The sequence below is a fragment of the Halomonas sp. A3H3 genome (assembly GCF_000982975.1).
Lineage (GTDB): Bacteria > Pseudomonadota > Gammaproteobacteria > Pseudomonadales > Halomonadaceae > Vreelandella > Vreelandella titanicae.
The window spans coordinates 4659110-4682598 of sequence record NZ_HG423343.1; the positions used below are offsets into that span (position 1 = coordinate 4659110).

Annotated in this window: 23 protein-coding genes; 10 read left to right on the forward strand and 13 right to left on the reverse strand. The window is 56.1% G+C overall.

The genetic code is table 11. The features are described 5' to 3' along the window. Nucleotides 1-17: 17 nt before the first annotated feature. The 10 genes from moaA to hemN all read right to left on the reverse strand — a co-directional run bounded on the left by moaA (nucleotide 18) and on the right by hemN (nucleotide 12608). Entirely contained in the window at nucleotides 18-1007 is a 990-nt protein-coding gene (gene moaA, locus HALA3H3_RS21170; RefSeq protein WP_022523526.1) for a GTP 3',8-cyclase MoaA, read from the reverse strand. Continuing rightward, nucleotides 1004-1408 (reverse strand): putative zinc-binding protein, encoded by a 405-nt coding sequence (locus HALA3H3_RS21175; protein WP_009286657.1) that lies wholly within the window; start codon nucleotides 1406-1408, stop codon nucleotides 1004-1006. Before HALA3H3_RS21175 ends, moaA begins: the two co-directional genes overlap by 4 nt. A gap of 52 nt (nucleotides 1409-1460) precedes the next feature. Further along, nucleotides 1461-2723 (reverse strand): molybdopterin molybdotransferase MoeA, encoded by a 1263-nt coding sequence (locus HALA3H3_RS21180; protein WP_022523527.1) that lies wholly within the window; start codon nucleotides 2721-2723, stop codon nucleotides 1461-1463. Then, nucleotides 2720-3298, reverse strand: coding sequence for a molybdenum cofactor biosynthesis protein B (gene moaB / locus HALA3H3_RS21185; RefSeq protein WP_022523528.1), 579 nt, complete (start codon nucleotides 3296-3298; stop codon nucleotides 2720-2722). Before moaB ends, HALA3H3_RS21180 begins: the two co-directional genes overlap by 4 nt. 35 nt (nucleotides 3299-3333) lie before the next feature. After that, on the reverse strand, nucleotides 3334-4155 hold the full coding sequence (locus tag HALA3H3_RS21190) for a peptidylprolyl isomerase (RefSeq protein WP_022523529.1): 822 nt from the start codon (nucleotides 4153-4155) through the stop codon (nucleotides 3334-3336). Nucleotides 4156-4195: 40 nt separating this feature from the next. Next, nucleotides 4196-4888, reverse strand: coding sequence for a respiratory nitrate reductase subunit gamma (gene narI, locus HALA3H3_RS21195; RefSeq protein WP_039858452.1), 693 nt, complete (start codon nucleotides 4886-4888; stop codon nucleotides 4196-4198). 13 nt (nucleotides 4889-4901) lie between these two features. Continuing rightward, nucleotides 4902-5714 (reverse strand): nitrate reductase molybdenum cofactor assembly chaperone, encoded by an 813-nt coding sequence (narJ, locus tag HALA3H3_RS21200; RefSeq protein ID WP_022523530.1) that lies wholly within the window; start codon nucleotides 5712-5714, stop codon nucleotides 4902-4904. Further along, on the reverse strand, nucleotides 5707-7269 hold the full coding sequence (narH, locus tag HALA3H3_RS21205) for a nitrate reductase subunit beta (protein WP_022523531.1): 1563 nt from the start codon (nucleotides 7267-7269) through the stop codon (nucleotides 5707-5709). The genes narJ and narH overlap by 8 nt, the downstream gene beginning before the upstream one ends. Beyond that, the gene (locus HALA3H3_RS21210) at nucleotides 7266-11048 is read right to left on the reverse strand and encodes a nitrate reductase subunit alpha (protein ID WP_022523532.1); all 3783 of its coding nucleotides are present in this window, start codon (nucleotides 11046-11048) and stop codon (nucleotides 7266-7268) included. The genes narH and HALA3H3_RS21210 overlap by 4 nt, the downstream gene beginning before the upstream one ends. A gap of 174 nt (nucleotides 11049-11222) precedes the next feature. Then, on the reverse strand, nucleotides 11223-12608 hold the full coding sequence (gene hemN / locus HALA3H3_RS21215) for an oxygen-independent coproporphyrinogen III oxidase (RefSeq protein WP_022523533.1): 1386 nt from the start codon (nucleotides 12606-12608) through the stop codon (nucleotides 11223-11225). 241 nt (nucleotides 12609-12849) lie between these two features. On the opposite strand from hemN, the gene ubiU reads away from it, so the two are divergent. The 7 genes from ubiU to HALA3H3_RS21250 all read left to right on the forward strand — a co-directional run bounded on the left by ubiU (nucleotide 12850) and on the right by HALA3H3_RS21250 (nucleotide 18890). Then, nucleotides 12850-13845 (forward strand): ubiquinone anaerobic biosynthesis protein UbiU, encoded by a 996-nt coding sequence (ubiU, locus tag HALA3H3_RS21220; protein ID WP_022523534.1) that lies wholly within the window; start codon nucleotides 12850-12852, stop codon nucleotides 13843-13845. 9 nt (nucleotides 13846-13854) lie between these two features. Continuing rightward, nucleotides 13855-14802, forward strand: coding sequence for a U32 family peptidase (locus HALA3H3_RS21225; RefSeq protein WP_022523535.1), 948 nt, complete (start codon nucleotides 13855-13857; stop codon nucleotides 14800-14802). A gap of 137 nt (nucleotides 14803-14939) precedes the next feature. Next, entirely contained in the window at nucleotides 14940-16691 is a 1752-nt protein-coding gene (locus HALA3H3_RS21230; protein ID WP_053857057.1) for a ribonucleoside triphosphate reductase, read from the forward strand. A gap of 44 nt (nucleotides 16692-16735) precedes the next feature. Then, complete coding sequence (nrdD, locus tag HALA3H3_RS27710; protein ID WP_027959384.1) at nucleotides 16736-16900, forward strand: anaerobic ribonucleoside-triphosphate reductase; 165 nt, start codon at nucleotides 16736-16738, stop codon at nucleotides 16898-16900. Nucleotides 16901-16970: 70 nt separating this feature from the next. Next, complete coding sequence (locus HALA3H3_RS21240; RefSeq protein ID WP_022523537.1) at nucleotides 16971-17720, forward strand: anaerobic ribonucleoside-triphosphate reductase activating protein; 750 nt, start codon at nucleotides 16971-16973, stop codon at nucleotides 17718-17720. 119 nt (nucleotides 17721-17839) lie between these two features. Beyond that, nucleotides 17840-18286 carry an Rrf2 family transcriptional regulator gene (locus HALA3H3_RS21245; RefSeq protein WP_022523538.1) on the forward strand — a complete coding sequence of 149 codons (447 nt, stop codon included), beginning with the start codon at nucleotides 17840-17842 and terminating at the stop codon, nucleotides 18284-18286. A 127-nt stretch (nucleotides 18287-18413) separates the two neighbouring features. Further along, complete coding sequence (locus HALA3H3_RS21250) at nucleotides 18414-18890, forward strand: DUF4870 family protein (RefSeq protein ID WP_022523539.1); 477 nt, start codon at nucleotides 18414-18416, stop codon at nucleotides 18888-18890. A gap of 72 nt (nucleotides 18891-18962) precedes the next feature. On the opposite strand, the gene HALA3H3_RS21255 is transcribed toward HALA3H3_RS21250, so the two are convergent. Beyond that, a complete protein-coding gene (locus HALA3H3_RS21255) occupies nucleotides 18963-20174 on the reverse strand; it encodes an NnrS family protein (RefSeq protein ID WP_053857246.1) in 1212 nt (403 codons plus the stop codon). A gap of 264 nt (nucleotides 20175-20438) precedes the next feature. Here HALA3H3_RS21255 and hmpA point away from each other — a divergent pair, with 264 nt between their 5' ends. Continuing rightward, entirely contained in the window at nucleotides 20439-21611 is a 1173-nt protein-coding gene (gene hmpA / locus HALA3H3_RS21260; protein WP_009286645.1) for an NO-inducible flavohemoprotein, read from the forward strand. Between the two features lie 56 nt (nucleotides 21612-21667). Here hmpA and ubiT read toward each other — a convergent pair whose 3' ends face one another. After that, nucleotides 21668-22165, reverse strand: a complete 498-nt coding sequence (ubiT, locus tag HALA3H3_RS21265; RefSeq protein WP_022523541.1) for a ubiquinone anaerobic biosynthesis accessory factor UbiT — start codon at nucleotides 22163-22165, stop codon at nucleotides 21668-21670. A 156-nt stretch (nucleotides 22166-22321) separates the two neighbouring features. Between ubiT and HALA3H3_RS21270 the strand changes: the two genes are divergently transcribed. Together HALA3H3_RS21270 and HALA3H3_RS21275 are read left to right on the forward strand one after the other, a co-directional pair. Beyond that, nucleotides 22322-22933: a cytochrome c oxidase subunit 3 family protein gene (locus tag HALA3H3_RS21270; RefSeq protein ID WP_238326099.1), complete on the forward strand. Its 612-nt coding sequence runs from the start codon at nucleotides 22322-22324 to the stop codon at nucleotides 22931-22933. Between the two features lie 15 nt (nucleotides 22934-22948). After that, entirely contained in the window at nucleotides 22949-23251 is a 303-nt protein-coding gene (locus HALA3H3_RS21275; protein ID WP_022523543.1) for a cytochrome C oxidase subunit IV family protein, read from the forward strand. Between the two features lie 40 nt (nucleotides 23252-23291). On the opposite strand, the gene HALA3H3_RS21280 is transcribed toward HALA3H3_RS21275, so the two are convergent. Next, a complete protein-coding gene (locus HALA3H3_RS21280) occupies nucleotides 23292-23489 on the reverse strand; it encodes a hypothetical protein (protein ID WP_022523544.1) in 198 nt (65 codons plus the stop codon).

Below are 23489 nucleotides of genomic sequence, written 5' to 3' on the forward strand. Positions count from 1 at the left end.
ACGCTGACCGAATCGTATTACCCGCCTGTTGCATTCATAAACCTCACTATTTGAACTTCACCATCCGTCGTGAAGTGATGGCGCTCAGGTTTTTTCTTCATTGCCGCCACAATGCTCGATTTAAGCCGCTGAGTATCACCCGGATAACGTCGCATTACGGCGCGTAAATCTACCGAGTGCTCATTGCCCAAGCAAAGGAGTAGTCGCCCTTCAGCCGTCACCCGAACACGATTACAGGCAGAGCAGAAATTGTGGCTATGGGGAGAAATAAAGCCAATCCTCGACTGGCTGTCTACCATGCGGTAATAACGGGATGGCCCTAGGGTGGTCTCGGTGGTGGGTAAGAGTTGATAGTGGTTTTCTATGGTCTCGCGAACCGCATCGGTGGAAAGAAAGGTTTCACCACGGTTATGCTCGCTGATAGCGCCCAGCGGCATCTCCTCAATAAAGCTTATATCGACTTGTTCATCCCGGGCAAAGTTTACCAAGTCGATAATTTCGTCGTCATTGCGCCCCTTGAGCAATACGGCGTTGAGCTTAATCGACTGAAAGCCAGCGCGGCGCGCTGCACGGATACCCGCGATCACCTGATCAAGATCCCCCGTCCGGGTTAATGCTTTAAAGCGTTCGGGCTTGAGCGAGTCGAGGCTAATATTGAGCCGATGTAGCCCGCCTTGCCGCAAAGCATTGGCATGCTTGACCAACCCTGAGCCGTTGGTGGTCATCGCCAGCTCGCGCAGACCTTCCAATGCACCGAGTTTTTGCACTAGCGTGAGTACGCCCTGGCGTACCAGCGGCTCACCGCCGGTTAGACGGATTTTCTCCACGCCCAGCTCGACAAATGCCTGTGAAAGCGCGGCTATCTCCTCAAGGGTAAGCAGTTGGGCGCGTGGCAGAAAGGTCATTTCCTCAGCCATGCAGTACACACAGCGAAAATCACAACGATCAGTTACCGATATACGCAGGTAACGCACCGTACGGCCATACCCATCGACTAGCGCACTCATTCCATGGGTTCCTCTTGGGTATTGGCATTAACGGGCAGCCGTGCAATGAGTTCTTTTACTTCTGCGGTGACGTCGATGATTGTTTGCTCATCATAAAACTGGCCCCGCCGCTTGCGCAGGCCGTTTTCATATAGCTTTACGTGCTCTGTGGGTATCACATCCGCTTTGGCGAGACAGTGGCTGGCGCAGTGCATCTGGCACCCGTCAATGGCTACAATAGGGCGCCCTGAGCGGGCAATGCGCACCAGACCGGGCACACCACCGCCCACACCAGCAATGCAGGACATTTCTGCCTCTCCTGCATGGTCAAGACGCAGGGCAACGCTATTGGCAAGTTGCGCCACATCAGAGCAGCCGGAGCAGGCATAAATCAGTGTGCGGGGTTTGTGTTGTGAAGACATACCCTCTCCTATGAAAAAAAACGAGGTCAGTGGCCACGATAGGAAAAGCTGTTCAAGCGGCGAACTGATTGATGGGGTAATAGTGATAGGTGGCCCCTTCAGTTACCTCCGTGGCGGGGTTAATCATTAAATAACCATGGGCCTGGCTAGCCGCGCTGAGCATATGTGAGCCCTGCCCGCCCGCTAGCTGCGCCACGGGAGCCCCCTGTGACCAATCCATCACCACCCGTAGTAGCTCGCAGCGCCCCTGGGGGCCACGCTGAGAAAAGCCCGCTTTTACCGGATAACGCTGTAGAGCCGCTACGGCTCTACCTTGCATGGCATGGATAAACGGCAGCGCCAGCAGCTGCCAGCCCACCAGGGAGGCCACAGGATTACCCGGCAGCGCCATTAACGGTGTGGAAGAGGCAGGCTCCGCGCCCAGATAACCGAACGCAAAGGGCTTCCCTGGCTTCATGGCGACACCATGAAAATGTAAGCCACCGCGCTGCTCGATCACTGGGCGTACATGATCCTCCTCGCCTACCGAAACGCCTCCGGTGCACATCACCACATCCGCAACGGTTTGTGCGTGCTCAAAGGCCTGATGCAATGACTGCGGTGAATCAGCGATGATGCCCAAATCCAGCACGTCGCACTGAGCTTGCGCTAGCAGTACGTTAAGCATGGCGCGGTTGCTGTCGTATACCTGTCCCGGTGATCGCACTGTACCTGGGGCAATCAGCTCATCGCCGGTGGAAAGCAGCGCCACCCTCAGACGCCGTTTGACAGTCACGGCATTGATTCCATGGCTTGCCAGCAGCGCAATCGACGCGGCATCAAGAAGCTTACCCGCAGCGAGCAGCGGGGTGCCTATGCGAGTCTCCTCGCCTTGGCGACGAATGTTAGCGCCTAGCACCAAGCTACCCTCGAGGTGTATATGCCCGCGCGGATCAAGAGTCACCCGCTCTTGAGGCACCACAATATCTGCCCCCATGGGCACCGGCGCGCCGGTAAAAATACGCGCGCAGCCTCCTTCCGGTAGCAGCATGACGCCTGCGCCAGCTGGTACGCGTTGGAGAATGGGTAAGCCTGCGCCGCGAGGTGCCGCTTGGTAATCAGCCAGGCACAGCGCGTAACCATCCATAGCGCTATTGTCCACGCCCGGCATATCGAGAGGAGCGACCAGCGTTTCTGCCAGCACTCGCCCTGTCGATTGTTCTAGGGTGATGGTTTCTACTGCATTAATGGGCGTGGCTGCGTCGATAAGCCGTTGGCGCGCATCAAACAGATCTAACAAGCCGGGCGTGACTATTTCTGCGCAGTGACAGTTCATAAGCGCTCCACCTCATTGGAAGAAGTCGCTGTGTGACGTCCACTGCACGGGGTCGCTGAAGGCAGCACCATGGCGGCGAAGTTGCAGGGCCGAGTGCGGGAGTCCAGCTGCAAAGCAATAATCCTGTCCCACGCCAAGGCACACGCTTTGGGCGAACCGGGCATCGCAAATATCATCGTTCGGTTGGCCACCCCCGCTACGGCGCGAGACTGGATCGTCGCTGTGCCGATTGTTTTCAGGGAGTAGTGGCGGAACAGCTCGCCATACCCCTCAATCGCTTTGTCGAACAGCGGTATCAACGCCTCGGGAGTGGTATCCCGGGAGGTAAAGCCAGTGCCGCCATTAACCAGAATCGCGTGGACATCCGTTCGAGCAATCCACTCCGAGACCACGGCACGAACCTGGTAGATATCATCAGAAACGATGCGCCTCTCGACCAGGCTATGGCCGCTTTCGCTCAGATGTTCAACCAGCAGGTCACCGCTACCATCCTCGTCGAAACCACGGGTATCGGAAACCGTTAGCACCGCGATGCCGAGCGGAGTGAAAAGAGCATCTACCGGAACATGGGACATCAAGCCTCTCCTATTAGCTTTGCTATTGCTTCAAGCTATTGCATCAAGCTGCCGCCAGCATCGTCATCCAGAACAATCCCTTCGACGCCTATTTCGCTCTCTAACGCCAGCAAATAGTGACGCAGCGCACGTCGAGTTGCCTGTTCCCGTAGGCTATGGCGCACCCGGTCAATCACTTGATCGAAAGGTAACGCCCTACCGTCTCGCCGCTCGTCAATACTCACCACATGCCAGCCATAGCGAGACGCCAAGGGGCGCTCGTGTAGACCTTCGGGTAAGTGCTGCAAAGCGCGATCCAACTCCGGAACAGTCTGCCCTGACACCAGCCAGCCCAAATCACCATCCAGCTCTTTTGAAGGGCACGCGGAGTGGTGTTGAGCAAATTCGGCAAACCGTTCGGGTATCTGCTTAAGCTGTTCGAGTAGCTTTTCACCAAGCTGGTAAGCGTCGTCGCGACCCTGGGAGTCATCGGGTGCGGCCGCGAGCAGGATATGCCGAACGCGTAACTGCACTGGTTCGCTGAAGCGCTCGCGGTGGGTGTCAAAAAAGCGCTGGCAATCTGTTTCCCCCGGTTCCGGCACCTCAAGCTCCTGTTCGAGCAAGGCAGCAATCGCCGCATCTTCCTGTGCTTCGTTAGTTGCCTGCCTCGACAGTAGGCCCAGGACGTTGGCTCGCTGGCGCAGCAGTTCCCTGACCACCAGGGCGCGGGCCGCCTGAAGCTGGGCCTCCCCCGACGTTTCGGCGGGGTGGTACTGCATCTCCAACGCAATCGTTGCTTCATCGATAGGGGTGTCACCGACACGTACCGGAGGCGCAGCGACGCCCCCAGGTAGCTGTTCGATATCAATCATCTGCATGTTATTTCTCCTCTAGGCCTGGCCGAGCACAAGCCAGTTTTTAGCCACGACGGCGGACAAGCTGATAGCGCCGGGTTACATAGCCGAACGGCGCGCTCCACACATGCACCAGCCGCGAAAACGGGAACAGCAGGATGATGGTTAAGCCGATAAAGATATGCAGTTTGTAGATCCATGACACTTCCTGCATGTAGTCCGCCGCACCGCCGCTGAAGAAGACAATCGACTGCGCCCAGCTGGAGAGTGTCAGCATCATCTCGCCGTCCATATGGCCCAACGAGAAGATGATGGTCACCATACCCAGGCACGCCTGTAAGACGATCAAGCCCAGGATCAAGGTATCCATCATGCTCGACGACGCCTTTACGCGTGGGTTGGCCAGGCGACGATAGAGCAACATGGCGCCGCCCACCACGCACATGGCACCGGCAATACCGCCCACCACGATAGCCACTAGCTGTTTAGTACCGGCGTGCAGGAACGGTTCATAGACCCAGTGCGGTGTGAGCATGCCCACCAGATGGCCGAAGAAAATCACGATAATACCGATATGAAACAGGTTGCTGCCCAGGCGCATATTCTTTGAAGAGAGCATCTGGCTAGAACCGGTCTTCCAGGTGTACTGACCATGATCAAAACGGAGCAGGCTGCCAAGCAGAAACACCGTGCCCGCGAGATAGGGGTAGTAACCGTAGATCAGATGGGTTAAGTAATGCGCAATCGCGTCATACATGGTGATTCTCCTATTAACGATCGGCGGAAGGAGCGGAAGAGGCATTTAAAGACGGAGCAGGCATAATGCGTACCGGCTGGCTCTGAACGGTGTGTTTGCGCTCGGCCAAGCGGCGGCCTTCGGCAGACTGCAGCGCGCAGTCTTCGTCAGAGGTTGCCGAGAAACGCACCGCTTCTTCTTCCCATACGGCGTCCAAGGCTTCGGGGGTGTTATCAGGCGCTTCTTTTTTGACCTGGGGCCGATGCTCTTCGACATCGCCCTCGGCCCCAATTAACGCCAAGAGTGATAGCGGCACCAGGGCGTGATCCGCTCCGCGCTCCTCCAGCCGCGCGGTGAGCAGCGCCAGGATATGACGTATTTCGCCCAACCAACGGCCGATCTCGGCGTCGTCGCACATCGAAAGGTATTCAAGAAATACCGGTATATGGTCCGGCAGCTCCCGGGCATCCAGTTCGAAACCGGCCGCGCTATATTCGGCCATAAGATCGACCATGGCCTGACCACGATCGCGGGATTCACCGTGAACGTGCTCGAATAGCAGCAGCGACGTAGCCCGCCCCTTATCGAACATGGCGACGTACTCGGCCTGCAGCTCAAGCAGGTCGCCCTCTTGGAGACGCTGACACCACTCCATTAGCGACGATTTGAGAGCCGCCCCCAGGCGGCGTTCGGCATTGAGAATTTCGATGAGCTCGCCGCTGGCATCCTGCAGTTCCTGGGTCGGGTAATCGAGCAGGCGGGCCAGTACGCGTAGGCTACGCATACCCTGTAGCGGTTCGAACGACGGCTCTACCGGGGTCGGCGATTGGGTAGCGGCTTCAGTCATGACGAGACTCCTCAAGTTGTGGCTGTGGGTCGAAGACCTCTACCGGTTTTACCAAAACGCTGGTCTGCTTACGGCCGTTAAATAGGTTGGGCTGGCTCTCACCGTGGCAACCATCACCAAAGGTAAAGCCACATCCACCCCGCTCGGGGAAGGCTTCGGTTGCCATCTCACGATGGCTGGTGGGGATCACGAAACGATCCTCGTAGTTGGCAATGGCCAGGTAGCGGTACATTTCTTCCACCTGGGCTACGCTCAGACCTACGGCGTCGAGCACCTCGGCATTAGGGGCGCCATCCACGTGCTTGCCGCGCATGTAGACACGCATCGCCATCAAGCGCTTGAGTGCCAATACCACGGGCTCCTCTTCACCGGCTGTCAACAGGTTAGCCAGGTACTTCACCGGGATACGCAGTGATTCGATCTTGGGCAGGATGCCATCGAACTCTACATGCCCCGCCTCAGCGGCGGACTGAATCGGCGACAGCGGCGGCACGTACCACACCATCGGCAGCGTGCGGTATTCCGGGTGCAGCGGCAGCGCCAATCCCCAGTCGATAGCCATCTTGTAAACCGGTGAGGCCTGGGCGGCTTTGATGACGTTATCCTGGATGCCATCCCGCTTGGCCTGGGCAATCACTTCCGGATCGTTGGGATCTAGGAAAATCTCGCACTGGCGGTGGTAGAGATCACGCTCGTCAGGGGAGCTTGCCACTTCCTCGATCCGATCAGCGTCATACAGCAGCACGCCGAGATAGCGAATGCGGCCCACACAGGTCTCGGAGCAGATGGTCGGCTGACCGGCCTCGATACGCGGGTAGCAGAAAATACACTTCTCGGACTTACCGCTTTTCCAGTTGTAGTAGATCTTCTTGTAGGGGCAGCCGGAGATACACATACGCCAGCCACGGCACTTGTCCTGGTCGATTAGAACGATGCCGTCCTCTTCCCGCTTGTAGATCGCACCACTTGGGCAAGCCGCTACACAGGTTGGGTTCAAGCAGTGCTCGCACAGACGCGGCAGATACATCATGAAGGTGTTTTCGAACTGGCCGTAAATATCTGCCTGCACCTTGTCGAAGTTGGCGTCTTTGCGCCGCTGGGCGAACTCGGTGCCAAGAATCTCTTCCCAGTTCGGGCCCCATTCGATCTTTTTCATACGCTGACCGGAAATCAGCGAGCGCGGACGCGCCACCGGCTGGTGCTCGCCGATCTTGGCGGTATGCAGGTGTTGGTAGTCGAAAGTGAACGGCTCATAGTAGTCATCCATCTCGGGCAAGTCGGGGTTGGCGAAAATGTTCGCCAGCACCCGCCATTTGCCACCAATACGCGGTTCAATCCGACCGTCGTTACGGCGCATCCAGCCGCCCTTCCACTTGGCCTGGTTCTCCCACTCTTTGGGATAGCCGATACCGGGCTTGGTCTCGACATTGTTGAACCAGGCGTACTCCATACCTTCGCGACTGGTCCAGACATTTTTGCAGGTCACCGAACAGGTGTGGCAACCAATACACTTATCAAGATTGAGAACCATGCCTACCTGGGAACGAATTTTCATTTCACGGCCTCCTGAACGCTGTCATTGCCTTCACCATCCAGCCAGTCAACGTGTTTCATCTTGCGCACTAACACGAACTCATCGCGATTTGAGCCGACGGTGCCGTAATAATTAAAACTGTAAGAGAGCTGCGCGTAGCCGCCGATCATATGGGTTGGCTTGGGGCAGACACGGGTGACCGAGTTGTGAATACCGCCCCGCGTACCGGTGACCTCAGAGCCAGGGACGTTCACGTTGCGTTCCTGGGCGTGGTACATCATCACCATGCCCGCCTTGACCCGCTGGCTGACCACTGCCCGCGCGGCAATCGAGCCGTTGGCGTTGTAGACCTCGATCCAGTCGTTGTCCTCGATATCGATCTCAGCCGCGTCAGCCTCGGAGAGCCACACCACCGGGCCGCCTCGGTTAAGCGTCAACATCAGCAGGTTGTCCGAGTAAGTGGAGTGGATGCCCCACTTCTGGTGCGGCGTGAGAAAGTTCAGCGCCTTGCTCTTGAAGCCGTTGTCGGCGGGAAGCTGGAAGCCTTTGGCCGCCTTGGTATCGATGGGCGGACGATAGACCAGCAGGCTTTCACCGAAAGCGCGCATCCAGGCATGATCCTGATAGAACTGCTGACGACCACTCACGGTGCGCCAGGGAATCAGCTCGTGAACGTTGGTGTAACCGGCGTTATAGGAGACATGCTCATCCTCGAGGCCAGACCAGGTCGGGCTGGAGATAATCTTGCGCGGCTGGGCGACGACATCGCGGAAGCGGATTTTTTCGTCATGTTTGGGCCTTGCCAGGTGGGTATGGTCACGCCCGGTAATTTTGGAGAGTGCATCCCACGCTTTTACTGCCACGGCGCCGTTGGTTTCTGGTGCCAGGGTCAGAATCATCTCGGCGGCATCGATAGCGCTGTCGATCAACGGACGCCCTTTATGCGGGCCATCCAGCTTGCGATGGTTGAGTTTGCCCAGCAGCTCGACTTCAGCATCGGTATTCCAAGCGATACCCTTGCCGCCGTTACCAATGCTTTCCAGCAGCGGCCCAACAGAAGTGAAGCGCTCATAGGTTTCGGGATAGTTGCGCTTGACCTCAATCAGCGATGGCATGGTCTTGCCGGGAATCGGCGCGCATTCGCCCTTCTTCCAATCCCTCACCGCCGGCTGGGCCAACTCTCCTGGCGAGTCGTGCTGCATCGGCAGCGTGACCAGGTCGGTCTCTTCTCCCAGGTGGCCTACACACACCTTGGAAAACGCTTTGGCAATACCCTTGTAAATATCCCAGTCGCTGCGCGATTCCCAGGCCGGGTCGGTGGCGGCAGTCAAGGGGTGAATAAAGGGGTGCATATCAGAAGTGTTAAGGTCGTCCTTCTCATACCAGGTCGCCGTCGGCAGCACGATATCCGAGTAGAGGCAGGTGGTGGACATGCGGAAATCCAGCGTCACCAGCAGGTCGAGCTTGCCTTCCGGCGCCTCGTCACGCCATACCACTTCTTCGGGCTTCTGGCCGCCGAAGTCGCCCAGATCTTTACCCTGAATACCGTGGCGAGTACCCAGCAGGTACTTGAGCATGTACTCATGGCCCTTACCGGAACTACCCAGCAGGTTGGAGCGCCAGATGAACATATTACGCGGGAAGTTCTCTGGTGCATCCGGGTCTTCCGCTGCAAAGCGCAGTTCACCGCTCTTGAGCTGCTGAACAGCATAGTCGGCTGTCGACATACCCGCGGCTTCGGCTTTTTTCGCTAGGCGTAGCGGGTTAGTGTCCAGTTGTGGTGCTGACGGCAGCCAGCCCATGCGCTCAGCACGCACGTTAAAGTCAATCAGGCTACCGGGGTAATCCTCGGCCTTGGCCAACGGCGAAAGAATTTCTTTAATCTCGAGCTTCTCGTAGCGCCACTGGGAGGAGTGACTATAGAAGAAGGAAGTAGAGTTCATGTGGCGCGGCGGGCGCTGCCAGTCGAGGCCAAAGGCCAAAGGCGTCCAGCCAGTCTGCGGACGCAGTTTTTCCTGACCAACATAGTGGGCCCAGCCGCCACCGCTTTGACCGATACAACCACACATGACCAGCATGTTAATCAGGCCGCGGTAGTTCATATCCATGTGGTACCAGTGGTTCATACCGGCACCAACGATGATCATGCTACGGCCGTTGGTTTTATGGGCGTTGTCGGCAAACTCACGGGCAATACGGGTGCACTGCTCTGCCGAGACACCGGTGATTTTCTCCTGCCACGCGGGGGTATAGGGGCGAATCTGATCAAACGAGGTCGCGCCATCATCTTCGCCGTCGCCGACAAAGCCACGGTCGATACCGTAGTTGGCACACATCAGATCAAAAACGGTGACCGCCAGCATTTCGCTGCCATCGGCTCTCTTTAACCGCTTGGCGGGCAAATTATGAAACAGCAGGTCATCGGCGGCGCCAACACCGGCCCCTTTTACGTGCTCAAAGTGTTCATGTTCAATGCCACCGAAGTAGGGAAACGCTACCCGCGCGACGCTGTCGTGATGGTCAGCCAGGCTTAGTAGCGGTTTGATTTCGGTGCCTGCGGCATCCAGCGATTCCAGGTTCCATTTGCCCACTTCATCGCCGGTCTCACCCCAGCGGAAGCCGATGGAGCCGCGCGGTACCACCAGCTGGTCGCGGGTTTCGTCCCAGGCGACGGTTTTCCACTCGGGATTGTTTTCCTGGCCCAGGGCAGCATCAAAATCACTGGCACGCAGTTGGCGACCCGGTGCGAAGCTGCCATCTTCACGCACTTCCAGTTCCACCAGGAACGGCATGTCGGTATAGCGGCGCACATAATCAGTGAAGTAAGCACTGGGGTTCTCAAGGTGGAATTCCTTGAGGATGACATGGCCCATGGCCATCGCCAGGGCGGCATCGGTACCCTGCTTGGCGGACAGCCATTCGTCGGTGAGTTTGGAAACCTCGGCATAATCCGGGGTGATCGAAACCGTCTTGGTGCCTTTGTAACGTACTTCGGTAAAGAAGTGGGCATCCGGGGTACGCGTCTGGGGCACGTTGGAGCCCCAGGCAATAATGTAGCCGGAGTTGTACCAGTCAGCGGACTCAGGTACGTCGGTCTGCTCGCCCCAGGTCATCGGTGACGCCGGCGGCAAATCGCAGTACCAGTCGTAGAAGCTCATGCAGACGCCACCAATCAGCGAGAGGTAGCGACTACCTGCGGCGTAACTGACCATGGACATGGCAGGAATCGGCGAGAAGCCGAGAATACGGTCGGGGCCGTACTGCTTGGCGGTGTAAACGTTAGAAGCAGCGACCAGCTCGTTGAGCTCGTCCCAGTTACCGCGAACGAAGCCGCCCATGCCGCGAGCACGCTTGTACTGTTTGGTCTTGGCGGGGTCTTCGACAATAGACGCCCAGGCGTCGACCGGATCTGGGTTAGCCTTGAGCGCTTCGCGCCATAGCGCCAGCAACGGCTTGCGGATCAACGGGTACTTGAGGCGGTTAGCGCTGTACAGATACCAGGAGTAGCTGGCGCCGCGGGGGCAGCCACGCGGCTCATGGTTAGGCAGGTCGGGACGGGTACGGGGGTAGTCAGTCTGCTGGGTTTCCCAGGTAACTAAACCGTTCTTAACGTAGATCTTCCAGCTACAGGAGCCGGTGCAGTTCACCCCGTGGGTGCTGCGTACTACTTTGTCGTGCTGCCAGCGGGCACGATAACTATCTTCCCACTGGCGGGATTCGCTGCGTAGCTCACCGTGTTCGTTGGCAAAAGGCTCGCGGGACTTGCGGAAGAAATTCAGCCGATCTATGAAGTGACTCATGGTCGATCTCCAGGCTCCTCGGAAATTTGCATACCCGACAGTGCGGGTTCCATGGAGTGGATTCTGCGTGATCGACAAGCGAATTACTGCGTGATTACCTCCATATACACCCTGTCTACCCCCAAGGTGATAGAGCGGCCAACGTAAAGGAATAGACGGTTGGCACTGTTGAAATTACACCGTGCGCGAATAACGGTTTTCCGTTGGTTTCAGGTAGGCGTCGAACGCCATGGCCAGGTTGCGGATCATCAACCTCCCTGAAGGCAGCACCTCGATTTCATGGTCGCGCAAAGCAATTAACCCGTCGTCCGCCATCTCTTCGAGGCTCGCCAAGGCACTCGCGAAGTAGCTGCGAAAATCGACATTGTGCCGGGCTTCAATAGCGGAAAATTCAAGTCGGCCGTGACACATCAGGGTATTAATGACATCGCGGCGCAGGCGGTCGTCATCGCTAAGGCGATAGCCACGGAAGACCGGTAAACGCCCTTCATCCAAACGATGCTGATACTGGGCAGTTTCCTTGACGTTTTGGCTGTAGGTATCGCCCACCTTGCCAATCGAAGTAATGCCCAGCCCAATCATGTCGCAGTCGGCGTGGGTAGAGTAGCCCTGAAAATTGCGCTGCAGAGTGCCATTTTCACGGGCCAGGCTCAGCTCGTCATTCGGAAGGGCGAAGTGATCCATGCCGATGTAGACATATCCTGCAGACGTCAGACGGTTAATCGTAAGTTCCAGCAGCTCCAGCTTGCGCTCGGGTGGCGGCATGTCTTCGGGGCGAATTAGCCGCTGAGCTTTAAACAGTTCGGGCAAATGGGCGTAGCTATAAGCGGCAATGCGATCCGGTTGCAGGTCAATAATCTTGGTTAGCGTCGTATCGAAACTCGCCACCGTCTGCAGCGGTAAACCGTAGATCAGGTCAACGCTGACCGATTCAAACCCCGCCTCGCGGGCAGCCTTGACCAGGGATACCACCTGCTCTTCGCTCTGGACGCGATTGACAGCTTGCTGCACGTCGTGATCGAAATCCTGCACACCGAAGCTCAACCGATTGAAGCCCAGCGCGTAGAGCTCGTACACCTGTTCGGGTGTCACGGTGCGAGGGTCTACCTCCAGCGAGAATTCACGCTCTTCAGGTGCGGCGAAGTGAAAGGCTTCGTCCAGCGCCGCCATCAGTTCGCGTAGCTGGGCATTGCTTAAGTAGGTTGGGGTGCCGCCGCCCAGATGCAGTTGGGTCATTTGGCGGGTGGTATCGAACAGCGCTCCCTGAACACGTATCTCCTGTTTTAACCACTGGAGGTATTCGGCAGCTCGCTCGGTATTATGAGTAATGATTTTGTTGCAGGCGCAGTAGTAGCACAGGCTTTTGCAGAACGGGATATGCACATAGACCGAAAGCGGCTTGGGTACTGCGACCCGATTACTGCGCTCGGCGGCGCTACGGTAATCATCCTCGGCAAACGCGGCATGAAACTGGGGCGCAGTGGGATAAGAAGTGTACCGCGGGCCTGGGCGGTCATATTTCTCTACCAGGGGGCGATTGAAGAGCAGTTCATCTTGCATGATCGAAGTAGGTCTCTGAAAAGGGGCTCTAAAAGAGGTCTCTGAAATGGAACTCTGGAAGTGGGTGCAGCAAGCATTGGTTAATATTCATACAATATACGTTTTAAAAACTGCCTGCATCCAGCTTGCCTACTCTGCAGCGTTATCCTCTTTTGAAAGCCACCCCGATATGACCTGTGTCAAAAGCCGACAAAAAATAGGCGACTAAAATGCTCGGACTTTTCCCGCAAGGAGTCTCGCTATGGAGCTTGTATGTCCCGCTGGCAACCTGCCCGCTCTAAAGCGCGCTGTAGATGAAGGTGCCGACGCTGTCTATTTCGGTTTCCAGAACATCACCAACGCACGGCAATTCGCCGGGCTAAACTTTACCGACAAACGTGCCCGCGAGGGGGTCGATTACGCCCACCGACATGGCAAACGCGTTTTTTGCGCCATTAATACCTATCCCCAGCCCGATGGCTGGGAACACTGGACTCGGGCCGTGGATCAGGCCGCCGAACTGGGCGTGGATGCGCTGATTCTCGCCGATATGGGACTGCTCGACTACGCTACTCGCCATCACCCCGAAATCTCGCGGCACCTCTCAGTGCAGGGTTCGGCGACCAGCCATGAAGCGCTACGCTTTTACCACCAGCATTTCGGCATTAAGCGCGCCGTACTGCCAAGGGTGCTGTCAATCACTCAAGTACGCGACCTGGCCAAGCAAACACCGGTAGAACTGGAGGTGTTCGCTTTCGGCAGCCTGTGCATCATGGCCGAAGGACGCTGCTATCTCTCCTCCTACCTGACCGGCGAATCGCCCAATACCCGGGGCGTCTGCTCGCCAGCGGCTCATGTCCGCTGGGAAGAAACGCCAGAGGGCTTAGAGTCTCGCCTTAACAATGTTCTTATCGACCGCTACGCCGAAGGCGAGCGCGCGGGCTACCCCACCCTATGCAAGGGTCGCTTCGAGGTGGCGGGCGAGACCTATCACGCCATTGAGGAACCCACCAGCCTCAATACCCTGGAGCTATTGCCGGAGCTACGCGACCTGGGTATTAGCGCCGTCAAAATTGAAGGTCGTCAGCGCAGCCCCGCCTATGTCTCTAAAGTGGCCGGGATCTGGCGCCAGGCGCTCAACCGCCTAGAGGCTCAGCCTGAGCGCTTTGATCCAGAACCCGCCTGGATGGCAGGCCTTGCCGAGCTTTCCGAAGGTGCCATCACTACCCTAGGCGCCTACGAACGCCGCTGGAAATAGGAGCCTACTATGCCGAACACTACACCTCCCCTATCACCGACCTTATCAACCGGCCCTCTGCAACTCTCCCTCGGGCCGGTGCTTTTTTACTGGACTCGGCAACGCTACGCCGACTTCTACCGCGAGGCGGCCGACTGGCCGGTAGAGATTATAACCCTGGGCGAAACCGTCTGCTCGCGGCGCCGCGATATGAAACTGGACGACTGGCTAGGCATTGGGCGCGAGCTCAGCCAGGCGGGCAAGCAGGTAGTACTCGCCAGCCAGACCTTGGTCGAGTCCGAAGCCGACCTGCGTGACTTGCGCAAGCTGTGTGACAACGGTGATTTTATCGTCGAGGCCAATGACCAAAGCGCCCTGCAACGACTCTCCAGTGCCGGACTGCCGTTCATCGCCGGTGCTGCGCTCAACCTCTACAACCCGGCGACACTGGGCGTTATGGCCCGTGCCGGCATGCGGCGTTGGCAAGCGCCGGTGGAAATGTCACAGCAAGACTTAGCCAAACTTATTAACGATTGCCACCAGGCAGGCGTTCCCCACCCATGCGAAGTATTCGCCTACGGGCATCTCCCCTTGGCCTGGTCGTCACGCTGTTTTACCGCCCGGCGTCACCAAACACCCAAAGACCGCTGCAAGTTCGTCTGCCAAAAGTACCCCGAAGGCTTGGTGCTACGTTCACAAGAGTCCCGGGATGTTTTTACCCTGAACGGTATTCAAACCCTTTCCAGCGCCTGCCAGGATCTGCGCCATGAACTTATGGTCATGGCGGATATGGGGGTATCAGTGGCACGTCTCAGCCCACGGGCGGAAGGCATGGCCGAGGTGGTCAAGGCTTTCGATCAGTCCCGCCACGGCAGGTTAGCTACGCCCGATCCTTTGACACTGGTGGATGCTGAAATCTGCGACGGTTACTGGTATGGCCGACCGGGTATGGATAACACCCGCACGATGACCGGCTAAAACAATAGCCTAGGCGCCACCACGCCTTACTATTTTTCCCCACCATTTTTGACCTGGGTCATTTATTGCAAAATCCTGAACGCTTACCCTTTAACACCATATATAGTATTTATTTTTATTAAATATAGCATATATAGGTGAATTGGGTGAAAAGCTCCACAAGCGTTCAGGTAGCAAAGCATCATATTGACGTCGCCTCGACGGTCAATGAGTACCTCCAACGCGCCGACTGGCGTGTTCACGCCAATGCCAACCAGGGCTATTCATTGGGCGGTTTAATCCTCAACGTCTCGGGCAAGTTGATAGCCAACTACTGGCTCGATGAGATTTACCCCCACACCGTGGGGGAAGCTCATAGGGAAGGTGATTTGCATATTCACGACCTGGATATGCTGTGCGGCTATTGCGCCGGCTGGTCGCTGCGTACTTTGCTGCTAGAGGGATTTAATGGGGTACCGGGACGAGCCGAAAGCCACCCGCCCCGCCACCTTTCAAGTGCCCTGGGGCAAATGGTTAATTTTCTTGGCACCTTGCAGAACGAGTGGGCCGGGGCACAAGCCTTCAGCTCTTTCGATACCTATCTGGCACCCTACGTGCGCAAGGACGGCCTGACCTACGCGCAGGTTAAGCAGGCGCTTCAGGAATTCATCTACAACCTAAATGTACCTTCGCGCTGGGGTAGCCAGACGCCCTTCACCAACCTAACCTTCGACTGGGTCTGCCCCGACGACTTGCGCCATCAGGTACCGGTTATCGGCGAAGAGGAGCAGCCGTTCAGTTACGGCGAACTGCAGGTTGAAATGGACTTGATCAACCGGGCCTATTTGGAAGTCATGGAGGCCGGGGATCGCCACGGGCGTGTGTTCACCTTCCCGATACCCACTTATAACATCACCCATGATTTCGACTGGGAAAGCGACAACGCCGAGCGGCTCTTCGCACTGACCGCCAAGTATGGACTGCCCTACTTTCAAAACTTTCTCAATTCGGATCTGGAACCCCACATGGTGCGTTCCATGTGCTGCCGCCTGCAGCTTGATTTGAGTGAACTGCTCAAACGCGGCAACGGTCTGTTCGGCAGTGCGGAGCAAACCGGATCGTTGGGAGTAGTGACGATCAACTGTGCCCGGTTGGGTTACCGCTTTGCCGGCGACCGGGCCGGGCTGTTCAGCGAGCTGGATCGCCTTCTGTCGCTCGGGCGCGATAGCCTCGAACTCAAGCGCGAGCGCATTCAGCAACTAATGGATCAGGGGCTCTACCCCTTTACCCAGCGCTACCTGGGCACGTTACGCAATCATTTCTCTACTCTGGGTGTGAATGGGCTCAACGAAATGGTGCGCAACTTTACTGGGGATCGCTGCGATATCGCCGACGCCCAAGGGCTACAGCTGGCACTGGATCTTCTTGACCACGTTCGGGAGCGGATGCGCGAATTTCAAGAACAGACCGGCCACATGTATAACCTTGAAGCCACCCCGGCAGAGGGCACCACTCACCGCTTTGCCCGGGAGGATCTGACGCGCTTTCCTGACATTCTTCAAGCCGGTACACCCGAGGCGCCCTACTACACCAATTCTAGTCAATTGCCGGTGGGTCATACCGATGATCCCTTTGAGGCACTGAGCCATCAAGACCCCTTACAGACTCGCTACACCGGTGGCACGGTATTGCATCTCTATATGCGCGAACGGATTACCTCGGCCTCCGCCTGTCGCAAGCTGGTTAAAACGGCGCTCTCTCACTTTCGCTTACCCTACCTCACAGTCACACCCACCTTTTCGATCTGCCCGGTGCATGGCTACCTGTCGGGTGAACATGAGTTCTGCCCCAAGTGCGACGAAGCACTTTGGGCAAAAACGGCGAGCGCAATCGACGCCGCCACGGCTTGAGGCATTTGCCTCACTTTTTCTCAACTCGTTTAAGGAACACGCTAATGCAAACCTCTCAATATGCTAGCTTGCCCACTGAGCAGCGCCAGCGCTGCGAAGTCTGGACCCGCGTCATGGGCTACCACCGCCCGGTAAGTCAGTTCAATATCGGCAAACGTGCCGAACACCAGGAGCGACGCCATTTTACTGAAGCCGCCGCCTCTCGGTAGCTAGCCCTCACTTTTCTCTAACGACAGCTGGGGGGTCTGGCTACAGGCGCCCCAGCAGGGGGATATCACTATGGCTATGCAGACGACACTTGACGACATCACAACTAAATTATCTTCGGTTCGGCTGCCGATTGCCGGCCTTGTGCCCATGACCACACTGGATTATCCCGATCATCTGGCGTGTGTTGTCTTTCTCCAAGGCTGCCCGCTACGCTGCGGCTACTGCCACAATCCCAACATGATCCCGTCGCGCCGAGGTGAACCCCAGGAGTGGCAAGCGATACGGGAATTCCTGAGCACCAGGCAAGGCCTGCTGGAAGCGGTGGTTTTCAGCGGTGGTGAGCCCACCCTGAATGCCGGTTTGTCCGATGCAGTAAAGGAAGTGAAAGCATTGGGCTTTAAGGTGGGACTACATACCGCCGGCCCTTATCCTGACCGCCTCACCCAGCTATTACCGCACCTTGACTGGGTGGGGCTGGATGTAAAAGGACGCGGAAAAGAGTTTGACCGCATCTGCGGCCGTCCCGGCATCTGGCAGTTGCATGCCCGCAGCTTGGAGGCTTTGCTCGACAGCGGACTCAATTTCGAGTGCCGTACCACCATTCACTGGAAAGATTTTCAGCTTACCGATGTGGAACGCCTGGCACTGAGTCTTGCCGACTGTGGGGTACGCCACTATGCGCTGCAGGTGGCCCGCAGCGAGCAATGCTTCGATCCCACCTATTCTCAGCCAGTTGCCAATACTCCATCTACAGCTCAGATGAATGCGCTGGTAAGCCGTTTGAAACCGTACTTTGACCAGCTTGAGCTAAGGCAATAACGCTTTCCTTCTTGACTCAGGTCAGCATTAGTACCCCCATGTTCTGATTGCAACTTACTGAACGTTCATACAACATGTTTCTTTTACAGTTGGATTACTCTCGGAGCAAAGCACACTCCATGCATCTCACTCGATTCACCGATTATTCAATACGCGTGCTGATCTTCCTCGCCGTGAAAGGCGAAGAGCGTTCTACTATCAATGAGATCGCAGAGACCTTTGATATTTCTCGCAATCACCTGATGAAAGTCGTTCAGGAGCTTAGCCAGAAGAACTACGTTACCGCTATTCGGGGCAAGAACGGTGGCCTATTGCTCACGCGAGACCCCGCTACTATCGTGCTGGGTAAACTCGTGCGCGAAATGGAACATGGCATGGAGCTAGTCGAGTGCTTTCATAGCGATAACAACTGCATCATTACTCCCTCGTGTCGGCTCCAGCCCATTCTAAACGAAGCCTTGTCAGCGTTTCTGGAGGTGCTTGACCGCTATACTTTGGCAGATGTGTTGTCCAATCGTTACCCGCAGTTGGCAGGCCTAATGCGTATCCCCACCGTCAATGTCTGACGATCACTAGAAACAACCCTATTAATTTCAGCTAAGGAAATTCTGCATAGTTGCTCTACAATAAATGCATTAAAAATGCATTTTAACGCGCTATTAATGATTCCCACTTTGCCGAATGAGGTTTTCTATGGCTATCTCCCCATCATCCATGCCCTCCGCATCTCACTCCGCGGCCACTTCAACGTCGACTTCCTCTAATACGTTTAAGAAAAGCCGCGGGCGTGGCGCGGCTATCGTTGTCTATATGCTCTTTCTGGGTAGCGTATTAGCGGTGGTCACCGCCCCCATAGGGGTACTCATTGCCCACATGAAAAGAAACGATGCCGAGGAGTGGGTCGCTTCCCATTTGCAGTTTCAGATTAGAACGTTTTGGTTAGGGCTATTAGGCGGGGTGTTGTTCACTGCCATTTGGCATCTACTGGGCTGGATCGGGCTACCGGCAGTAGCCCCCTGGGCTCTGGGCTACCTCTATTTTACAGCCTGCCTGATCTGGATGGTGGGCCGTTGCGGGGTAGGTATTACCCGCCTCACCAACAACCGTCCAGTGGCTAACCCACGCAGTCTTGCCTTTGGCGGTGCCCGGGTCACCCTGGCTGATCGCTAATGAGCGTTTGAATACCTCAATGGTTTTAATACGCCTGCATCCGGACGGATGCAGGCGCCATCTATTATTCGTTCAGCCATCCTGACCGTCGACTCGCGCCTGCATCAACGGCCAAGTGTAGTGCACGACGAATATTGCGTAGGCAACGCACCAGAAGATGATGCTCAGCGTATAGGTCCAGTGGGTGATCTGGGGAAATAGCGCCAAGACGGGTGAGCGCACCAAGGCGGCTATTAGCATTAAGCCCAGCGCCACACCAATACCGGGCAAAGTGCGTATGGGGCGGCCCGTATGACCTAGCGAAACTCTGGCCATCATGGCCAGCATCATGGTGCCCATGCCACCAATGGTCAGGGCGTGCACGGCAAGTTCAACGCGCATCAGCCCCATGAGTGCCAAGACCCACATGACAAGCCCTAGCGGAATGCAGGCGTAGCTGCCGTGCAGCCCCCAAAGTAAAGGTTCACGCCAGCTATGCAACCCACCCCAACGCGCCATGCGAACAGTGTTGGCCAACGCCGCTAAGAGCATCACTCCCCCCATTAATAAAGCAGGAATGGCAACCCCCAACATGATGACCAGTTGCAGCACGACTACGCCAGCCGTACTCAACAGCGTCACTCCTTCGAGCAAAGCAATAGGTTCAGGTTTGGTGCGGCCCAAACGATTGGCAGTGAACATGGCAATCACACGTCCGCCCACTACGGTCATCATCAGTGTGATTAACAGTACGGCCAAGTAGGCGGCTTGGCGGATCAGCTCGGCGTCACCCTGCATCACCCCTAAGTGCATCGCCAGGTTAGCCGTGGCAAACAGCAACAGCACAGGTATAAAGATCAAGTTGCGCCAACGCTTTGCGGTAATAACCAGACGCGCCATAGTAATGGCGACCACTGGAAGAAATGCAAGGTCAACCGCCAGCAGCAGCCATCCTGGCAAATCCATGGGAAAAGCCATCAGCACCCTACCTAATAGCCATAACGCCACCAGACCCAGTAGCGGCCCGCCGTTTAAACTTGGCAATCCGGTCCAGTTTTGTACAGCGGTAAGCAAAAACCCCCCAACCACCGCCGCTGCAAAGCCAAACAGCATTTCATGCTGATGCCAGAACACCAGGCCGCCATAAGGGCGCAGCAAAATATTGCCATGCCAAAAGCCAAGCCATACCAGTAGAGATAAAATACTGAACAGCGCGGCCAACAGGAAAAAGGGCCGAAAAGCCAGCCGTAACAACGGCAGTTGCTTGAGTTTGGAGGCAGGTTGGGAGGAGGTGATAGTCGACATAGCATAATACCCCACTGAATTACTTGGATTTGCATTGTGCGCCAGGCCAATAGCAAAAACCATGACAAGTATCAAAAATGCATCTTATAGACACAGATAAGCTTCATCGTCACTCCATACCAAGCGCTTTTGCATTGTGTTCAGGCCTTGTTGTTCAAATGGCTGGCAGCCCCTCTCCTCAACAGAGCCCCTGCATGGTTGGTATTTATCGCTTTTGGCGTTAAGATGCATTTGTAATGAATCTTAACGCTTGAGGTATTATCCGTGCTAACACATGAGCAAGAAAAGCTGATCAACGCGACCGCTCCCGTCGTGGCCGAACACCTGAATGCGATTACGCAGCGCTTCTATCCGCTGATGTTTACCCGTTACCCAGAGGTTAAGCCGCTCTTTAATGAGGTTCATCAGCAAAGCGGTGGTCAGCCCCGTGCCCTGGCCAACGCCGTGTTGGCCTATGTGCAACTACGCAGTAATCCAGCTCAGGCGCGTGCTACTCTGGATGTTGTGGTCAGTAAACACGTCTCGCTAGGCATTCTTCCCGAGCAGTACCCTATTGTCGGTGAATGCCTGCTGGCAGCGATTGACGAAGTGCTGGGTGAAGCTGTCACCCCGGAAATCGCCGACGCATGGGGCGCTCTATATAACGAGCTTGCCGCCCTGTTAATTGACCTCGAAGACCAGCGCTATCGTGAGTTTGAGCAACGCCCGGGGGGATGGCGCGGCACACGCCGTTTCAAGATTGCCAGTACCCAGCAGGAAAGTGCTTTAATTCGCTCTTTTATCCTTGAGCCCGAGGATGGAGGTCGTGTGGCTGAGCATGAGCCAGGTCAGTATATCGGTGTACGTCTAACCATTAATGGCGAGCTGGTTTATCGGCATTACAGCCTCTCAGACACGCCAAATGGTCAAAGCTATCGAATCTCGATCAAACGCGAAGAACAGGGCCAAGTCAGCCGCCACTTCCACGATGTCTTACAACCTGGCGACACCTTGGAACTGTTACCGCCAGCAGGTGACCTCACGCTGATTGAAGGTGACGAGCCTCTGCTGCTTGCCAGCGGCGGCGTAGGGCAAACGCCCCTGCTTCCCATGGCAAGACATGCCTTGTCCCTTGGGCGGCAAGTCACCTATCTACACGCTGCCCTGGATGCCGACCACCAGGCTTTTAAAGGCGAATTAGAAGCGCTTAAGAGCGAGTACCCTCAACGTCTTAAGGCTGTCCGTATTCATGAGCGCGGCAACGAAGCCGAACATATTGGTCGTATCGACCACAGCTTATTAGCTCACTACCTGCCTGATCTTAAGGCGCGCTGCTATTTCGTCGGCCCCCAAGGATTCATGACAGCGATTAACAGCGCTTTGTCCGAACTGGGTGTCGACGAGGATCGCCGACACTTTGAGCACTTTGGCCCCTCGCGCCCCCTCGACGCAGCTTAATAATGGGCGGCCTCGGGATATCCCAAGGCCGCTTGTGAACATTTCAGAAGCCTGGGTCACTCTTTACGTACCAAACGCTCCAGCCCCAACAACAGTTCCCCCACACGCCCTTGTGCAAGGCCTTCCTCGCAACCGTCAAGTAGATTCTTGAGCGTCAACCCCAGCTCTGTATCCCCTTCAATGATTAAGCGACGCTGGAAAAACAGGCTGTCGGGATCCTCGCGGCGCGTGGCAAGGCACAAGAATTCCCGCCAACCTCCCCGAATGGTTGCCTCGCCTTTCTCGCGACATAATATCAAGCGCTGGGATTCAAGCGTCAGACTTAGCGTCACACCTAAATCGGCGATGGTGAGACTAATGCGCCGACCTTCCAAAGCATCGAATTCCCCCTCAGCAAGCGGCATAGCAAAAGTACGGTTGAGTAAAGGCTCGACTATACGTTGCTTAATTGTAAACGGTACCCGTGGATCAAGGAGACGTATCAAATGGCTAGGCGTTATAGGAGGGGAAATTGAAAAAGAGGGCATGGAAAAAGGTAAAGACAGCAATGACATAACAGTCACTCCGAAGTAAAGGCATCATCGGCAAACACTAGGCCACTGATGCTAAGCGTTGCCGTGGCGCTGGGTAGTGACGCGTGTCAAATAAAAGAAATATTGCACCAAAATTAACATGTATTTAAAATGCACTTAATATATTGACGAAAACTAATGAGCCCTGATACCTCGGCACAACGCTTACCGAGTGGAGTATTAATGAGGCACGACCTGCCCAATCCCGGCTGGGGGCCGCTTTCAGCGCTACCTGGCAATCCACTGATGTGGGTATTGATACTGAGCGAAATGCTGGTTTTCACCGCCTTCTTTGCGCTCTATGCCGGTCAACGCGCCCTTGACCCTGCACTATTCAATGAATCCCAACATCAGCTTGACCCGGTGCTGGGCGGCCTCAATACCCTGGTGCTCTTGACCAGTGGGCTTTTTGTAGCCTTTGCCGTTGAGGCCATAAGCGCTCAGCGCATACAGCGCAGCCGACAGTGGTTAGGCGCCGCTATACTGTTGGGCCTACTGTTCTGCCTCATTAAGGTTTTTGAGTATACAAGTAAGTTTGCCGCTGGAATAACGCCAGAAACGAACGCTTTTTTTGGTTTTTACTATGGTTTAACCGCCTTCCATTTTGCTCACGTTGTGTTCGGCTTAGCGCTACTAGGCTTAGTGAGCTGGCGCACCTCCACCGAGAACGTAGAAACGGCGGCAGCCTTCTGGCATATGGTGGACTTGATTTGGATCCTGCTTTATCCACTGATTTATCTGCTGAGATAATTTTGTGAGGAAACAATGAGGGCACTGCCCGGTACGCGACGTTTACTGATTACTTGGGGCGTATTAATGGCGCTGACCCTGGTTTCCATGGTTTCCGCTCGGCTAGATCAGACCACCGACTGGCAGGCGCTTCCCCTATGGTCAGCCGCCATGATAATGATGGCGACCGGTTTCAAAGCCCACTGTGTGCTCATGGTCTATTTAAACTTGCGCGCCGCGACCCCAGCCTGGAAGGGAGTTTTCATTGCCCTGACACTATTAACGTTAACGCTGATTGCCGCGGGCTACCTGGCCGGTCGCTTTCATTTAGTGGGGTAGCCTCACAGGATTGGATTTAGCGCAGTGCGGAATCAGTACCTCAAGGCCGCTGCGCGGCGTTTGCCCAGGCTTCCAGCGACCGACCCAACCGCATCAAACCATAAACGATAAAGGGAACCAGCAACATCAGCGCCACGCCCCAATCTCGGTTATTGATAAGCCATACCAGCGGCACGACTATCCCTAAAGCGACCAAAGACCACAGACTAATCGCCGCTACAAAGCGCAAGCGCACCAT